General features: G+C 70.3%; 17 protein-coding genes and 5 tRNA genes. 17 read left to right on the top strand and 5 right to left on the bottom strand.

Annotation, left to right across the window (positions count from 1 at the left end; all coding sequences use genetic code 11):
- Positions 1–209 precede the first annotated feature (209 nt).
- The 9 genes from Srubr_RS24050 (at position 210) to Srubr_RS24010 (ending at position 4,333) form a co-directional block, all read left to right on the top strand.
- A complete protein-coding gene (locus Srubr_RS24050) occupies positions 210–404 on the top strand; it encodes a hypothetical protein (RefSeq protein WP_189997648.1) in 195 nt (64 codons plus the stop codon).
- A gap of 246 nt (positions 405–650) precedes the next feature.
- Positions 651–1,436, top strand: a complete 786-nt coding sequence (locus Srubr_RS24045; protein ID WP_189997647.1) for a fumarylacetoacetate hydrolase family protein — start codon at positions 651–653, stop codon at positions 1,434–1,436.
- A complete protein-coding gene (gltX, locus tag Srubr_RS24040) occupies positions 1,429–2,904 on the top strand; it encodes a glutamate--tRNA ligase (RefSeq protein WP_373313594.1) in 1,476 nt (491 codons plus the stop codon). Before Srubr_RS24045 ends, gltX begins: the two co-directional genes overlap by 8 nt.
- 145 nt (positions 2,905–3,049) lie before the next feature.
- Positions 3,050–3,781, top strand: coding sequence for an HAD family hydrolase (locus Srubr_RS24035; RefSeq protein ID WP_189997645.1), 732 nt, complete (start codon positions 3,050–3,052; stop codon positions 3,779–3,781).
- Between the two features lie 90 nt (positions 3,782–3,871).
- Positions 3,872–3,943: transfer RNA gene (locus tag Srubr_RS24030), tRNA-Gln, on the top strand.
- A gap of 21 nt (positions 3,944–3,964) precedes the next feature.
- A tRNA-Glu gene (locus Srubr_RS24025) sits at positions 3,965–4,037 on the top strand.
- A 29-nt stretch (positions 4,038–4,066) separates the two neighbouring features.
- A tRNA-Glu gene (locus tag Srubr_RS24020) sits at positions 4,067–4,139 on the top strand.
- A gap of 21 nt (positions 4,140–4,160) precedes the next feature.
- A tRNA-Gln gene (locus Srubr_RS24015) sits at positions 4,161–4,232 on the top strand.
- Between the two features lie 28 nt (positions 4,233–4,260).
- Positions 4,261–4,333, top strand: a tRNA-Glu gene (locus Srubr_RS24010).
- A 58-nt stretch (positions 4,334–4,391) separates the two neighbouring features.
- Here the strand turns inward: Srubr_RS24010 and Srubr_RS24005 are convergent.
- A complete protein-coding gene (locus tag Srubr_RS24005; protein ID WP_189997644.1) occupies positions 4,392–5,036 on the bottom strand; it encodes a MerR family transcriptional regulator in 645 nt (214 codons plus the stop codon).
- Positions 5,037–5,117: 81 nt separating this feature from the next.
- On the opposite strand from Srubr_RS24005, the gene Srubr_RS24000 reads away from it, so the two are divergent.
- Positions 5,118–5,615 carry a DUF4188 domain-containing protein gene (locus tag Srubr_RS24000; protein ID WP_189997643.1) on the top strand — a complete coding sequence of 166 codons (498 nt, stop codon included), beginning with the start codon at positions 5,118–5,120 and terminating at the stop codon, positions 5,613–5,615.
- 121 nt (positions 5,616–5,736) lie between these two features.
- On the opposite strand, the gene ndgR is transcribed toward Srubr_RS24000, so the two are convergent.
- Positions 5,737–6,453 (bottom strand): IclR family transcriptional regulator NdgR, encoded by a 717-nt coding sequence (ndgR, locus tag Srubr_RS23995; protein ID WP_189997642.1) that lies wholly within the window; start codon positions 6,451–6,453, stop codon positions 5,737–5,739.
- 207 nt (positions 6,454–6,660) lie between these two features.
- Between ndgR and leuC the strand changes: the two genes are divergently transcribed.
- The 4 genes from leuC (at position 6,661) to Srubr_RS23975 (ending at position 9,975) form a co-directional block, all read left to right on the top strand.
- Positions 6,661–8,085, top strand: a complete 1,425-nt coding sequence (leuC, locus tag Srubr_RS23990; protein ID WP_189997641.1) for a 3-isopropylmalate dehydratase large subunit — start codon at positions 6,661–6,663, stop codon at positions 8,083–8,085.
- 5 nt (positions 8,086–8,090) lie between these two features.
- Complete coding sequence (leuD, locus tag Srubr_RS23985) at positions 8,091–8,684, top strand: 3-isopropylmalate dehydratase small subunit (RefSeq protein ID WP_189997640.1); 594 nt, start codon at positions 8,091–8,093, stop codon at positions 8,682–8,684.
- 275 nt (positions 8,685–8,959) lie between these two features.
- On the top strand, positions 8,960–9,190 hold the full coding sequence (locus Srubr_RS23980; RefSeq protein ID WP_189997639.1) for an SCO5555 family protein: 231 nt from the start codon (positions 8,960–8,962) through the stop codon (positions 9,188–9,190).
- A 137-nt stretch (positions 9,191–9,327) separates the two neighbouring features.
- The gene (locus Srubr_RS23975) at positions 9,328–9,975 is read left to right on the top strand and encodes an HU family DNA-binding protein (RefSeq protein ID WP_189997638.1); all 648 of its coding nucleotides are present in this window, start codon (positions 9,328–9,330) and stop codon (positions 9,973–9,975) included.
- Positions 9,976–10,045: 70 nt separating this feature from the next.
- Here Srubr_RS23975 and Srubr_RS23970 read toward each other — a convergent pair whose 3' ends face one another.
- Together Srubr_RS23970 and cofC are read right to left on the bottom strand one after the other, a co-directional pair.
- Positions 10,046–10,249, bottom strand: a complete 204-nt coding sequence (locus tag Srubr_RS23970; protein ID WP_189997637.1) for a hypothetical protein — start codon at positions 10,247–10,249, stop codon at positions 10,046–10,048.
- Positions 10,250–10,259: 10 nt separating this feature from the next.
- Positions 10,260–10,910: a 2-phospho-L-lactate guanylyltransferase gene (cofC, locus tag Srubr_RS23965; protein ID WP_189997636.1), complete on the bottom strand. Its 651-nt coding sequence runs from the start codon at positions 10,908–10,910 to the stop codon at positions 10,260–10,262.
- 153 nt (positions 10,911–11,063) lie between these two features.
- On the opposite strand from cofC, the gene Srubr_RS23960 reads away from it, so the two are divergent.
- From Srubr_RS23960 to Srubr_RS23950, 3 genes are all read left to right on the top strand, one after another.
- A complete protein-coding gene (locus Srubr_RS23960) occupies positions 11,064–11,840 on the top strand; it encodes a lysophospholipid acyltransferase family protein (protein WP_189997635.1) in 777 nt (258 codons plus the stop codon).
- Positions 11,837–12,847, top strand: coding sequence for an NAD(P)H-dependent glycerol-3-phosphate dehydrogenase (locus Srubr_RS23955; RefSeq protein WP_189997634.1), 1,011 nt, complete (start codon positions 11,837–11,839; stop codon positions 12,845–12,847). Before Srubr_RS23960 ends, Srubr_RS23955 begins: the two co-directional genes overlap by 4 nt.
- Positions 12,848–12,971: 124 nt before the next feature.
- Positions 12,972–14,129 (top strand): D-alanine--D-alanine ligase family protein, encoded by a 1,158-nt coding sequence (locus tag Srubr_RS23950; protein WP_189997633.1) that lies wholly within the window; start codon positions 12,972–12,974, stop codon positions 14,127–14,129.
- 14 nt (positions 14,130–14,143) lie between these two features.
- Here the strand turns inward: Srubr_RS23950 and Srubr_RS23945 are convergent, their stop codons facing one another.
- The gene (locus tag Srubr_RS23945) at positions 14,144–14,665 is read right to left on the bottom strand and encodes a DUF3515 domain-containing protein (protein WP_189997632.1); all 522 of its coding nucleotides are present in this window, start codon (positions 14,663–14,665) and stop codon (positions 14,144–14,146) included.
- Positions 14,666–14,673 lie beyond the last annotated feature (8 nt).

Raw genomic sequence — 14,673 nt, 5'->3', positions numbered from 1 at the left:
GGAATGGTGGCTTCAGGGGCCCAATGTCCGTTTCGTTAGGACCGGTTGACGGCCGGAATTGACCGGTTTGCCCATGAGTTGGTGAGCAAACTCACACACTTCTCGGTGACACTTGGCGACTTCGTCGGGGAATCGGATGTTTAGCCTGACGCTTTACAAGACGGGCGACTCTGCCAACCCACTCCACCAGAGGGCACAGGACGACAACGGTGAAGACGACGATGATGTTCCGCAAGATAGCCAATCCGCGACGCACGACCCTGGCGCACCTGAAGGACGCCGGCGAGCTGCACACGCCCGAGCTGCCGGAGCACCCCGTCGACCTCCCCGCCCAGACCGCCAACCCCCGGCGCACCGTCCTCATGGAGGTCCCGGTGGGCTCGGGCGCCCCGGCGGGCGAGTGACCGACGGCATCATCACCGGGCGCGGCCGGAGGGATCACCCGACGATCCCTCCGGCCGCGCCCGTATGTACGCGTACGCGTCCAGCGGGCGCGTGTACATATCCGGCACGGCGCCGACCGAGCCGTCCAGAATCCCGGTGACCCGCCTCTGACCTGCGCCGACACCCCCAGCAGCGGTGAGCGTCCTATAGCTCCGATAACCTGGGGCGTCAATACGCCGGTTCTCAGTGAGGGGCGCGAGCATCCCGTGCGCATCGCCAGGTTCTCCATCGACGGGAACGTAGCCTTCGGCGCGGTCGAGGGCGACAAGCAGGACGAACTCGTCCTCGACATCATCAAGGGCATCCCGTTCGCGGACTTCGAGCTGTCCGGGACGAAGGTGCCGCTCAGCAAGGTCAGGCTGCTGCCGCCGGTGCTCCCCAACAAAGTCGTGGCATTCGGCCGCAACTACTCCGAGCACGCCCGCGAGCTGGGCAACGAGGTGCCCGACGCACCGTTCGCCTTCTTCAAGCCGTCCACCTCGGTGATCGGCCCCGGCGACGAGATCCAGTACCCGTCGTTCTCCCGGGAGCTGCACCACGAGGCCGAGCTGGCCGTCGTCATCGGCCGGATGTGCCGCGAGGTCCCGCGCGACCGCGTGAAGGACGTCATCCTCGGCTACACCTGCGCCATCGACGTCACCGCCCGTGATGTGCAGCGGCGTGAGAAGCAGTGGGCCCGTGCCAAGGGCTTCGACAGTTCCTGCCCGCTCGGCCCCTGGGTGGAGACGGACCTGGACCTCGCCCGCGCGAACGACCTGACCATCCAGCTCACCGTCAACGGCGAACAGCGTCAGCTGGGCCGCACGAGCGAGATGATCCACCCGATCGAGGACCTGGTCGTCAACATCTCGGAGGCCATGACGCTGCTCCCCGGCGACGTCATCCTCACCGGAACCCCCGCGGGGGTCGGCCCCCTGCACGTCGGCGACGAGGTCGCCGTCACCATCGAAGGCATCGGCACTCTCACCAACAAGGTTGTCAAGCGTGGCTAGCGCACCTGTACGCGTCCGTTTCTGCCCCTCGCCCACCGGTAACCCGCACGTGGGCCTGGTGCGCACCGCCCTGTTCAACTGGGCCTTCGCCCGGCACCACCAGGGCACCCTGGTCTTCCGCATCGAGGACACCGACGCGGCCCGCGACTCCGAGGAGTCCTACAACCAGCTCCTCGACGCGATGCGCTGGCTCGGCTTCGACTGGGACGAGGGCCCCGAGGTCGGCGGCCCGCACGCGCCGTACCGCCAGTCGCAGCGGATGGACATCTACCAGGACGTCGCCCGCAAGCTCCTGGACGGCGGCTACGCCTACCACTGCTACTGCTCCCAGGAGGAGCTGGACACCCGCCGCGAGGCCGCCCGGGCCGCGGGCCGGCCCTCCGGCTACGACGGCCACTGCCGGGACCTGAGCGCCGAGCAGGTCGAGCAGTACAAGGCGCAGGGCCGCGAGCCCATCGTGCGCTTCCGGATGCCGGACGAGACGATCACGTTCACCGACCTGGTCCGCGGCGAGCTGACCTTCACCCCGGAGAACGTGCCCGACTACGGCATCGTCCGCGCGAACGGCGCCCCGCTGTACACGCTGGTCAACCCGGTCGACGACGCGCTGATGGAGATCACCCACGTCCTGCGCGGTGAGGACCTGCTCTCCTCCACCCCGCGCCAGATCGCGCTGTACAAGGCGCTGATCGAACTGGGCGTCGCCAAGCGGGTCCCGGAGTTCGGCCACCTGCCGTACGTGATGGGCGAGGGCAACAAGAAGCTGTCCAAGCGCGACCCGCAGTCGTCGCTGAACCTCTACCGCGAGCAGGGTTTCCTGCCCGAGGGCCTGCTCAACTACCTGTCCCTGCTGGGCTGGTCGCTCTCCGCGGACCAGGACATCTTCACGATCGAGGAGATGGTCCGGGCCTTCGACATCTCCGACGTGAACCCCAACCCGGCCCGCTTCGACCTGAAGAAGTGCGAGGCGATCAACGGCGACCACATCCGCATGCTGGATGTGAAGGAGTTCACCGAGCGCTGCCGGCCGTGGCTGAGGGCCCCGTTCGCGCCGTGGGCGCCGGAGGACTTCGACGAGGCCAAGTGGCAGGCGATCGCCCCGCACGCCCAGACCCGCCTGAAGGTCCTGTCGGAGATCACCGCCAACGTCGACTTCCTGTTCCTGCCGGAGCCGGTCGAGGACGAGGCCTCCTGGACGAAGGCGATGAAGGAGGGCAGCGACGCCCTGCTGCGCACCGCGCGCGAGAAGCTGGAGGCGGCGGACTGGACCTCGGCGGAGTCCCTGAAGGAGGCCGTCCTGGCCGCCGGCGAGGCGCACGGCCTCAAGCTCGGCAAGGCCCAGGCACCGGTCCGCGTGGCCGTCACCGGCCGCACCGTCGGCCTGCCCCTCTTCGAGTCCCTGGAAGTCCTGGGCAAGGAGAAGACGCTGGCCAGGATCGACGCGGCCCTGGCCAAGCTCACCGCGTGACCGACGCCACACACGCCTGAGGGGCGGCACCCGGACTCCGGGCGCCGCCCCTCAGGCGTTCGTCACCCGATGTGAGCGCCTGGTGTCCCATCGGATCGCGCGCTTTCTCCGCGCGGGTCCGGGCCCCGGCGGTACCGTCGGCCGTATGACGATCCGAGCCGTCGTCTGGGACGTGGACGACACCCTCTTCGACTACACGAGCGCGGACCGGGAGGGCATGCGGGCCCATCTGCTGGCCGAGGGGCTGTTCGCCGCGTACGGGGGCGTCGAGCGGGCCCTGCTGCGCTGGCGGGAGATCACCGATGCCCAGTGGGCCCGGTTCTCCGCCGGCGAGGTGGACTTCGTCACGCAGCGTCGCGACCGCACCCGCGTCTTTCTGGGCCGGGACCTGACCGACGACGAGGCCGACGCCTGGTTCGAGCGCTATTTCGCCCACTACGAGGCCGCCTGGAGCCTGTTCCCGGACGTCCTGCCCGCCCTGGACGCCCTCGCGGCCGACTACCGGCACGCGGTGCTCTCCAACTCCAGCCTCCTGGTCCAGGAGCACAAGCTGCGCACCCTCGGCCTCCTCGACCGCTTCGAATCGGTTCTGTGCGCGGCCGACCTGGGCGTCTCCAAGCCGGAGGCCGGCGCCTTCCACGCGGCCTGCGAGGCGCTGGGGCTGCCCCCGCACGAGGTGGCCTACGTCGGCGACCACCCGGAGATCGACGGTCGGGGCGCCGCCGAGGCCGGGCTGCTGTCCGTGTGGATCGACCGCGGGACCGCCCTCGTGCGGCCCGCCGGACAGCCCGTCGCGCACCGGATCTCGACCCTCTCCGAACTCCCCGCGCTCGTCCGCGCCGATACCCGTTTTGGAGCCCCGTCCACCTTCGGGTAATGTTCTTTCTGCGCCGAGGGGAGCGGGCCGAAAGGCCGGAGCCCCGAGGAGCAAGCTAGAACGAGATCCCCGCAGGGGCTTGAGTTCCAGTGGCCTATGGTGTAATTGGCAGCACGACTGATTCTGGTTCAGTTAGTCTTGGTTCGAGTCCAGGTAGGCCAGCTCGCAGAGCTTATCTGCAAAGCCCCCGTTGTGTAGCGGCCTAGCACGCTGCCCTCTCAAGGCAGTAGCGCCGGTTCGAATCCGGTCGGGGGTACTGATCTCGATCTTGTCGGGATCGCTAGGGCCCCCGTTGTGTAGCGGCCTAGCACGCCGCCCTCTCAAGGCGGTAGCGCCGGTTCGAATCCGGTCGGGGGTACTGACTGGTCTAAACCATCATTGGTCTATGGTGTAATTGGCAGCACGACTGATTCTGGTTCAGTTAGTCTTGGTTCGAGTCCAGGTAGACCAGCTCGGATCTGCGGAAACGTAAGATCCACGCCCCCGTTGTGTAGCGGCCTAGCACGCCGCCCTCTCAAGGCGGTAGCGCCGGTTCGAATCCGGTCGGGGGTACGCACAGGGAAGGCCCTCCACCTCGGTGGAGGGCCTTCGCCGTTTCTCCCCCGCCGGCTCACTCGAAGCCGTACCGCCGTGCCGTCTCCTCTTCCTGGGCCAGTCGGTGCAGGGCCCGAAGCAGCGGCTCGTTGAGGACCGCCCCGAGGACCGCGGTCTCGATCCGCTCCGCCTCCGACGGCTGGGCCTCCAGGTTGTCCAGGTCCAGGACGGCCGTGCGGTGCATCAACTCGGCGTACGGCGCGAGCCGTTCCGCCCCCCAGTCGTAGCCGAGCCGCCGGAGCGCGGCCACCGCCACCACCAGCGAGCGGTAGGCGGGGGAGATGGTCGCGAGCAGCTTGGCGTTCTGCCAGCCCAGCCGGTCCAGGAGCGCGGCGACCTCCTGGCGCGCGGCCCGGACGTACTCGTCGTCCTCGTCCGGCTCCGGCACCTGCGGCAGCGCCCACAGGGCGGCGCCCAGCCGGATGGAGCGGCCCAGGGAGTCGTCGTCCACGTGCCCCAGCACCTCGCGCACGGTCGACACCGGCAGCCGGCCCACCTGGATCATCGCCCGCACCAGGCGCAGCCGGCGCAGGTGCTCCTCGCCGTACTCGGCCGTCGTGGCGTTGATCTGGCGGCCGGGCGGCAACAGCCCTTCGCGCAGGTAGTACTTGATCGTCGCGGTGGACACACCGCTGTGTCTGCTCAGCTCGGCAAGCCGCATCCCTTGCGCCCCTTCTTGGATAGGAGCACTATCTAAACAGGTAGTCGTTGGATAGCGCCGCTCACCAATGAGGGAGAAGTCATGGTGTCCCGTACCACCGCCGACGCGCGGGGCGAGGTCGTCGTCCTGCTGATCGGCATGCGCGTCAACCGTTTCCCGGCCGTGCGGCTGTGGCTGCCCGTGCTGCTGGGCATGTTCCGCATGCTGCGCGAACTGGAGAAGGACCCCGCGCGGGGCCTGCTGGCCAAGGTCCTGCTGACGGCGTCGCCACGGACGTACTACGTCGTGCAGTACTGGGAGTCCAAGGAGAAGCTGTACGCCTACGCGACGGCCCCGGACGCGTTCCACCACAAGGCGTGGGCGCGGCTCAACCGCCTGGAGCGGGCCGGGAAGCTGCGCGGGCAGGTGGGGATATGGCACGAGACGTACGTCGTGCCGGAGGGGTCCTACGAGGCGGTCTACGGCGACATGCCGGCGTTCGGACTGGCCGCCGCGCACGGTCAGGTTCCGCTGGAGAAGCGGGGCCGTTATGCCAGGGACCGGTTCGCTTACCGGTCGGGGAAGGGGGCGGGCGTCTAGTCGCCCGGGGGCGGAGGGGTGCCCCTTCGAGGTGAAGAGTTCGCCCCCGCCCCGGGGAGGGCCTGCCGCGGCGTTGAGGCGGCCTTCCCGGGGCGGGGGCTTGTCGTGCTGCCGGGTGCTGTCAGCCCGAGCGGCGCAGGGCCTCCGAGAGGCGGGCCGCCGCGTCGATGACCGCCTGGGCGTGCATGCGGCCCGGGTGCCGGGTCAGGCGCTCGATGGGGCCGGAGACGGACACGGCGGCCACCACGCGGTTGGAGGGCCCGCGCACGGGAGCCGAGACGGAGGCGACGCCCGGCTCGCGCTCGCCGATGGACTGGGCCCAGCCGCGCCGCCGTACGCCGGACAGGGCCGTCGCCGTGAAGCGGGCGCCCTGCAGGCCCCGGTGCAGCCGCTCCGGCTCCTCCCAGGCGAGCAGGATCTGCGCCGAGGAGCCCGCCTTCATGGTGAGCGTGGAGCCGACCGGGACCGTGTCCCGCAGGCCGGAGAGACGTTCCGCCGCGGCCACACAGATCCGCATGTCACCCTGGCGCCGGTAGAGCTGGGCGCTCTCGCCGGTGACATCACGGAGGTGGGTGAGCACGGGGCCCGCCGTGGCCAGCAGGCGGTCCTCGCCCGCCGCCGCCGCGAGCTCGGCCAGGCGCGGGCCGAGGATGAACCGGCCCTGCATGTCGCGTGCCACCAGGCGGTGGTGTTCCAGGGCCACGGCCAGGCGGTGGGCCGTGGGTCGTGCCAGTCCGGTGGCCCCGACCAGACCCGCGAGGGTGGCCGGACCGGACTCCAGAGCGCTCAGGACGAGGGCCGCCTTGTCCAGAACGCCGACGCCGCTACTGTTGTCCATGCAACGATACTCGCGTCTCACTCTGTGAAACGCAAGTTCAATTTTCCGTGGAACGCGCCACCCTGGAACCACACGGCGGCCCGAGGACCAACGGGCCTGGCGGTGGACGCCCGGAATCACGACGTTCAGGGGCCCGGTACAGGGCAGCCACCGCCCCTCAAGATCTCTAGTTGGGTCGGTGGACGCTTGCCGGCCGGAGGGAAAGCGATGGGTAGGACACTCGCGGAGAAGGTCTGGGACGACCACGTCGTCCGGCGCGCCGAGGGCGAGCCCGACCTCCTCTACATCGATCTGCACCTGCTGCACGAGGTGACCAGCCCCCAGGCCTTCGACGGTCTGCGCAAGAGCGGCCGGAAGGTCCGCCGCCTCGACCTCACCATCGCGACCGAGGATCACAACACCCCGACCCTCGACATCGACAAGCCGATCGCCGACCCGGTCTCCCGCGCCCAGCTGGAGACCCTGCGCAAGAACTGCGCCGAGTTCGGCGTGCGGCTGCACCCGCTGGGCGACGTCGAACAGGGCGTCGTCCACGTCGTCGGCCCGCAGCTGGGCCTGACCCAGCCCGGCACCACGGTCGTCTGCGGCGACTCGCACACCTCCACGCACGGAGCCTTCGGCGCGCTGGCGTTCGGCATCGGCACCTCGCAGGTCGAGCACGTGCTGGCCACCCAGACGCTGCCCATGGCCCGCCCGAAGACCATGGCCATCACCGTCGAGGGCGAGCTGCCCGACGGTGTCACCGCCAAGGACCTGATCCTGGCGATCATCGCGAGGATCGGCACCGGCGGCGGCCAGGGCTACGTCCTGGAGTACCGCGGCCCCGCCATCGAGAAGCTCTCGATGGAGGCCCGGATGACCATCTGCAACATGTCGATCGAGGCCGGTGCCCGGGCCGGCATGATCGCCCCGGACGAGACCACCTTCGAGTACCTCAAGGGCCGCCCGCACGCCCCCGAGGGCGCCGACTGGGACGCGGCCGTGGCGTACTGGAAGACCCTGCGCACCGACGACGACGCCGTCTTCGACGCCGAGGTGGTCATCGACGCCGCCGAGCTGTCGCCGTTCGTCACCTGGGGCACCAACCCCGGCCAGGGCGCGCCGCTTTCGGCGTCCGTCCCCGACCCGGCTTCGTACGAAGACGCTTCGGAGCGCCTGGCCGCCGAAAAGGCCCTGGAATACATGGGGTTGGCGGCCGGCCAGCCGCTGCGCTCCATCAGCGTGGACACCGTCTTCGTAGGCTCGTGCACCAACGGCCGCATCGAGGACCTGCGCGCCGCCGCCGGCATCCTGCGCGGCCGCAAAGTCGCCGACGGCGTACGGATGCTGGTCGTGCCCGGCTCCGCGCGGGTCGGTCTGCAGGCCGTCTCCGAGGGCCTGGACGTGGTCTTCAAGGAGGCCGGCGCCGAATGGCGGCACGCGGGCTGCTCGATGTGCCTCGGCATGAACCCCGACCAGCTGGCCCCGGGCGAGCGCTCCGCCTCCACCTCCAACCGCAACTTCGAGGGCCGGCAGGGCAAGGGCGGCCGTACGCACCTGGTGTCCCCGCAGGTCGCGGCGGCCACCGCCGTCCTGGGCCACCTGGCCTCGCCCGCCGACCTGACCGACGCCCCCGCGCCCGCTGGAGTCTGAGAATCATGGAAGCCTTCACCACCCACACCGGCCGGGCCGTCCCGCTGCGCCGCAGCAACGTCGACACCGACCAGATCATCCCCGCCCACTGGCTCAAGAAGGTCACCCGCGACGGCTTCGAGGACGGACTGTTCGAGGCCTGGCGCAAGGACCCCGAGTTCGTGCTCAACCGGCCCGAGCGGCAGGGCGCCACGGTCCTGGTCGCCGGCCCCGACTTCGGCACCGGCTCCTCGCGCGAGCACGCCGTGTGGGCGCTGCAGAACTACGGCTTCAAGGCCGTGATCTCCTCCCGCTTCGCCGACATCTTCCGCGGCAACTCGCTGAAGAACGGCCTGCTCACGGTGGTCCTGGACCAGAAGATCGTGGACGCCCTGTGGGAGCTGACGGAAGCCGACCCGACCGCCGAGGTCACGGTGGACCTCCAGGCGCGTGAGGTGCGCGCCGAGGGCATCACCGCCTCCTTCGAGCTGGACGAGAACTCCCGCTGGCGGCTGCTGAACGGCCTGGACGACATCTCCATCACGCTGCGGAACGAGTCCGACATCGCCGCCTACGAGGCCGGGCGGCCCGCCTACAAGCCGCGCACGCTCCAGGTCTGATCCGGCGGCCGGCCAGACCCTCTCAGGGTCGGATTTCGGCCACCTCGACACCCCGTCTGTACCCCCGATCGCCTCGATCGGGGGTACAGCCATGTCTGCTCCCGGCCGCACCGGCGGCACCCTGCGGATTCTCTCAACTTCCCGTGTTATGAAGGTCGTTGATGGGGTACGTGAGTGCTGTGTTCGGCTCCTTCGCAAGTGCCTGGAAGGCCAATTGAGGCGGTAGTTGCCCCCCTGCGCAGGCGACAACTCGCCCCAGATGGCACAATCTGTGCATGGAACACGACGGCCAACTCCAGCTCTATACGGCGGTCGCGAACCAACTCAAGGAAGCGCACGCAAGGGTGCGCGCACTGCAAGTCCCGGAGGGCGTACGGGTGGCGCTGACCCGGAAGCTGCTGGTCATTACGGCCGCGGCCAAGCACGACCTCGCCGACGCGGCAAGGCGGCTCGATCGGTTCACGGCGGATCTCGACGCGGGTCGGATCCCCGAAGCGGACCGTTGAAACCGTCCGAGACGGCCGAGTCCGTTGCGGCACAAGGGTGATAAGCCCGTTTCGTGTTTGATTTGCGGTATATATCTGCCTAACGTGCGAAAAAGCTTGAACACTTTCGTTCTGGCGATGTCTCCGAAGGGGAAGACGTGAACAAGGCGCAGCTCGTAGAAGCGATTGCCGACAAGTTGGGTGGCCGCCAGCAGGCCGCCGATGCTGTCGATCATGTCCTGGACGCCATCGTCCGCGCGGTCGTCGCGGGCGAGCGGGTCTCGGTCACCGGCTTCGGGTCCTTCGAGAAGGTGGACCGCCCCGCCCGTTACGCCCGCAACCCTCAGACGGGCGAGCGGGTTCGGGTCAAGAAGACCTCCGTGCCGCGTTTCCGCGCCGGTCAGGGCTTCAAGGACCTGGTGAGCGGCTCGAAGAAGCTCCCGCGTGGTGGCGAGGTGGCTGTCAAGAAGGCGCCGAAGGGCAGCCTGTCCGGCCCGCCGCCCACCATCGCCAAGGCCGCCGGCAAGAAGGCCGCCGCCAAGAAGACGACGGGTGCGGCGAAGAAGACCACGGCGAAGAAGGCGACGCCGGCGAAGAAGACGACGACGGCCGCCGCGAAGAAGACCACGGCGAAGAAGGCGCCCGCCAAGAAGACCACGGCGACCGCCAAGACCACCGCGGCGAAGAAGACCACCGCCAAGAAGGCCCCGGCGAAGAAGGTCACCGCGAAGAAGGCCCCGGCCAAGAAGTCGACGGCCCGCAAGACCACCGCCAAGAAGACGACCGCCCGCAAGGCGACGTCGTAAGGCCGCCAGGGCACTCACGCGCCGGGCCGGACTCCCTCGGGAGCCCGGCCCGCGGCGTGTGTAAGGGGGGTTACAGGGTCTGGAGGGTTACGAGGGTGATCCGCACCGCGTCCCCCTCGCCCTCCGTCTCGATCCGCACCCGCTGCCCGGGGCGGAGCAGCAGCAGGCCGCCGGCGTCGAACGCGGCGGCGTCGAAGGGCACGGGTGTGCCGTCGTCGAGGAGCACCTGTCCGCTGCGGGTCTGCGGGTCGTAGGTGTACGCGGTGGCCTGCATGGCCGTCAGCCTAGTGGGAGTCCCCGGAGCCCGGGATCAGCAGCCCCGCCGCCACCACCGCCGTGAACCGGCCCACCCCCAGCGCCAGTGCCGCGCGCAGGTCCGCGCCGGTGTCCACGTCCTGCCGTACCGAATCGACGCCCGCCGGCGCCAGTTCCGCGGCGCCGGAGGCCCGGTGGCGGGCGCGGGAATCCACGCCGAACGCCGGACGCAATTCCCGGCCGCGGCTTGCCGCCAGCAAAGTCGTGCCCACCCCGGCCGCATCCGGCAGAAATGCCCGGGGGAATTCCGCGGCGGCGGCCAGCACCCGGGACAGTTCCGCGGGGCGCAGGGCCGGCAGATCGGCGTTCAGGGCCGCGACCGCGGCACCGGGACGGTGCCGCCGTACGACCGCCGCGCCATGGGCCAGCGCGGCGTTCAGACCGCCGCCTGGGACGTCCGGGACGATCCGCGCGCCGAGCGCCGCCAGTTCCCGGCCGGCCAGCTCGTCGTCCGTGACGACCGCCACATCCGGCACCTCCGCGCAGGCCAGCGCCGCACCCACCGTGTCCTGTGCGAACGCCAGCGCCAGCCCCGGGCGCACCCCGTCACCGGCGGTGTCCGCGAGCCTGCTCTTGGCCCGGGCCAGGGGCTTCAACGGGATGACCAAGGTCCACTGCACCGACGTACCGTCCCTCCCTCGTCCCGTTCATTGTCACCTGGGCTCGCCGGTGTACCGGGAGGCGGGGCGTACGGTGTTCTCGACAGACCGGCGGCCCGGGGCCACACTTGTGCGACCCCCGCCGGGGTGGCAGTCCTAGAGGAAGGTGTCCTTGTGCCCCGCCGCAGAATCGGCTTCTGGTACCGCTTCGCCGCGGTGATCTGCAAACCGCCGCTGGTGGTTCTGATCAAGCGGGACTGGCGTGGAATGGAGCACATTCCGGCCGAGGGCGGATTTATCACCGTGGTGAACCACAATTCCCACGTGGACCCCTTCGCATACGCGCACTATCAGTACAACACCGGACGGGTTCCGCGATTCCTGGCGAAGAGCGGCCTTTTCAAGAAGGGATTGGTCGGTGCCGCCATGCGCGGCACCGGACAGATCCCCGTCTACCGCGAGTCCACGGACGCGCTCAGCGCCTTCCGGGCCGCCATCGACGCCGTCGAGCGCGGCGAGTGCGTCGCCTTCTACCCCGAGGGCACCCTCACCCGCGACCCGGACGGCTGGCCCATGACCGGCAAGACCGGCGCCGCCCGGGTCGCCCTGCAGACCAGGTGCCCGGTCATCCCGGTCGCCCAGTGGGGCGCCAACGAACTGCTGCCGCCCTACGCCAAGAAGCCGAACCTCTTCCCGCGCAAGACGCACCACGTCCTGGCGGGCCCGCCCGTGGACCTCTCCCGTTTCTACGGCAAGGAGATGACCCCGGACGTACTGAAGGAGGCCACCGAGGTCATCATGGCGGCCATCACCCGGCTGCTGGAGGACATCCGCGGCGAGAAGGCGCCCGAGACGCCGTACGACCCGCGCCGCGAGCGGATCGAGCAGCGGCGCCGCACCCAGGCGCAGGCTCAGGCGCGGGCCAGGCAGACGGAAGGGCAGACCAAGTGAGCAAGCCTGTGCGGGCGGCCGTCATGGGCACCGGTTCGTGGGGCACCGCCTTCGGCATGGTGCTCGCCGACGCCGGCTGTGACGTGACCCTGTGGGCCCGCCGGCCAGGGCTGGCCGAGGCGGTCAACTCCACCCGGACCAACCCCGACTACCTGCCCGGCGTGGAACTCCCGCGGAACCTGCGCGCCACCGCCGACGCCGCCGAGGCGCTCGCCGGCGCGGACTTCACCGTGCTCGCGATCCCCTCCCAGACGCTGCGCGAGAACCTCGCCGACTGGTCGCCGCGGCTGGCGCCGGACACCGTCCTCGTCTCCCTGATGAAGGGCGTCGAACTCGGCTCCACCATGCGGATGAGCGAGGTCGTCGAGGACGTCGCCAAGGTCGGCGCGGACCGGATCGCGGTCGTCACCGGACCCAACCTGGCCCGCGAGATCGCCGCCCGCATGCCCGCCCTGGCCGTGGTGGCCTGCACCGACGAGCGGGTCGCCCAGCGGCTCCAGGCCGCCTGCCACACGCCGTACTTCCGGCCGTACACCAACACCGACGTGGTCGGCTGCGAACTCGCCGGCGCGGTGAAGAACGTCATCGGCCTCGCGGTCGGCATCGCCGACGGCATGGGACTCGGCGACAACGCCAAGGGCTCGCTCATCACCCGCGGCCTCGCCGAGACCACCCGGCTCGGCCTGGCGATGGGCGCCGACCCGCTGACCTTCTCCGGACTCGCGGGCCTGGGCGACCTGGTGGCCACCTGCTCCTCGCCGCTGTCCCGCAACCACACCTTCGGCACCAACCTCGGCAAGGGCATGACCCTCCAGGAGACCATCGCCGTCACCAAGCAGACCGCCGAGGGCGTCAAGTCCTGCGAGTCCGTGCTGGATCTGGCCCGCCGGCACGGCGTCGACATGCCCATCACCGAGACGGTCGTGGAGATCGTGCACGAGGGCAAGTCGCCGGTCGCCGCGCTCAAGGAGCTCATGGCGCGCAGCGCCAAGCCCGAACGGCGCTGAAACCGGCCCGCCACGCCCCCCGCCGGGCCGTCCGCGACGCTCCGCGACCATCCGTGCGACGCTGAGCGACGGCCCGGGAGCGCGCGCTGACTTGCCGTCTACCTCCAGGTACTCTCAACGCGATATGAGCACCGAGAACCTTCCCCAGAGCCCCGAGCAGCCGGAGCGCAAGCCGCGCGTGGCCGTCGTGTTCGGCGGGCGCAGCTCCGAACACGGGATCTCCATGGTCACCGCCGGCGCGGTCCTCAGGGCCATCGACCGGACGAAGTACGACGTCCTGCCGATCGGCATCACGCGGGAGGGCCGTTGGGTGCTCACCGCCGACGAACCGGACCGGATGGCCATCGCCGACCGCCGCACCCCCGAGGTCGCCGACCTCGCGGAGGAGCACGAGGGCGGCGTGGTGCTCCCCGTCGACCCCACCAGCCGCGAGGTCGTCTACAGCGAGCCCGGCTCCGTGCCCAAGGCGCTCGGCGAGGTCGACGTCGTCTTCCCGGTGCTGCACGGCCCCTACGGCGAGGACGGCACCCTCCAGGGCCTGCTGGAGCTGTCCGGGGTGCCCTACGTCGGCTCGGGCGTGCTCGCCTCGGCCGTCGGCCAGGACAAGGAGTACATGAAGCGGATCCTCGCCTCCTACGGGCTCAAGGTCGGCCCGTACCTGGTGATCCGCCCCCGCGAGTGGGCCCTGGACGAGTCCGCCGCCCGCAAGCGGATCGTCGACTTCGCCGGCGAGCACGGCTGGCCGCTGTTCGTGAAGCCGGCGCGCGCGGGCTCCTCCATCGGCATCACCAAGGTCGACGGCCTGGCCGGGCTGGACGAGGCCATCGCCGAAGCGCAGCGCCACGACCCGAAGATCCTGGTCGAGGCCGCCGTACGGGGCCGTGAGATCGAGTGCGGCGTTTTGGAGTTCGAGGACGGCCCGCGCGCCTCCGTCCCGGCCGAGATCCCGCCGCCGGACGCGCACGCGTACTACGACTTCGAGGCCAAGTACATCGACTCCACGCCCGGCGTCGTCCCGGCCCCGCTCACCGAGGAGCAGACCGCCGAGGTGCGGCGGCTCGCGGTCGAGGCGTTCGAGGCGACCTCCTGCGAGGGCCTGGTCCGCGCGGACTTCTTCCTCACCGAGGACGGCGAGTTCGTGATCAACGAGATCAACACCATGCCCGGTTTCACGCCGATCTCGATGTACCCGCAGATGTGGGAGGCGACGGGCGTGAGCTACCCGGAGCTGGTCGACCGCCTGGTGCGGGCGGCGCTGCGCCGCCCGACCGGACTGCGCTGAGCCCAGCGCCCGGATCAGTGCCGCATGGAGGCGATCCCCTCCGGGATCGCCTTCTTCACGGCCGCCGCCAGGTCCGTCAGCACCTGCGCGCTGTGGTCCGGCCCGGACAACTCCTTCGGCAGGGTCACCTGCACATAGGCGCGCCGCTCGGACGTGGTGAACCGCCACGTCCCGTCGTCCTGCTTCTCCATCAGCCAGTCGACGCCGTCGACCCCGCCGCCGATCGCGTTCGGATCCTGCCCGAGGGCCACCTTCGGATCGACCATCTTGGGCGGCCGGGGAATGCCGCAGCGCAGTATGATCGCCGGGCTTCCCCAGGCCGCCGTGTAGGCGGACGGGGGCTCCGGGTCCCGGCGGGGCTGTCCGTCCACCTTCCGTGGCAGCGCCTTGTCCAGGTCCCGGCAGAGCGGGGCGGTCCGCGCGTCCGGGGTGGGCACCGCCACGGTGCCGCTGTCGTCCGTCGCGGAGCAGCCCGCGACCGCGACGAGCAGGGCCACTGCGAGCAGGCCGGGAGGCCGGTGACGGAAGATGTTCACCGGCCAAG

Source organism: Streptomyces rubradiris, from assembly GCF_016860525.1.
GTDB lineage: Bacteria > Actinomycetota > Actinomycetes > Streptomycetales > Streptomycetaceae > Streptomyces > Streptomyces rubradiris.
This window is presented reverse-complemented; position numbering and strand designations above follow the sequence as displayed.

What these genes read in the sequence shown, in the direction of transcription:
- Srubr_RS24035 (WP_189997645.1), top strand. Translation starts at nt 3,050, where the DNA reads ATGACGATCCGAGCCGTCGTCTGGGACGTGGACGACACCCTCTTCGAC.
- Srubr_RS24005 (WP_189997644.1), bottom strand. Translation starts at nt 5,036, where the DNA reads ATGCGGCTTGCCGAGCTGAGCAGACACAGCGGTGTGTCCACCGCGACG.
- Srubr_RS24000 (WP_189997643.1), top strand. Translation starts at nt 5,118, where the DNA reads ATGGTGTCCCGTACCACCGCCGACGCGCGGGGCGAGGTCGTCGTCCTG.
- ndgR (WP_189997642.1), bottom strand. Translation starts at nt 6,453, where the DNA reads ATGGACAACAGTAGCGGCGTCGGCGTTCTGGACAAGGCGGCCCTCGTC.
- leuC (WP_189997641.1), top strand. Translation starts at nt 6,661, where the DNA reads ATGGGTAGGACACTCGCGGAGAAGGTCTGGGACGACCACGTCGTCCGG.
- leuD (WP_189997640.1), top strand. Translation starts at nt 8,091, where the DNA reads ATGGAAGCCTTCACCACCCACACCGGCCGGGCCGTCCCGCTGCGCCGC.
- Srubr_RS23980 (WP_189997639.1), top strand. Translation starts at nt 8,960, where the DNA reads ATGGAACACGACGGCCAACTCCAGCTCTATACGGCGGTCGCGAACCAA.
- Srubr_RS23970 (WP_189997637.1), bottom strand. Translation starts at nt 10,249, where the DNA reads ATGCAGGCCACCGCGTACACCTACGACCCGCAGACCCGCAGCGGACAG.
- Srubr_RS23950 (WP_189997633.1), top strand. Translation starts at nt 12,972, where the DNA reads ATGAGCACCGAGAACCTTCCCCAGAGCCCCGAGCAGCCGGAGCGCAAG.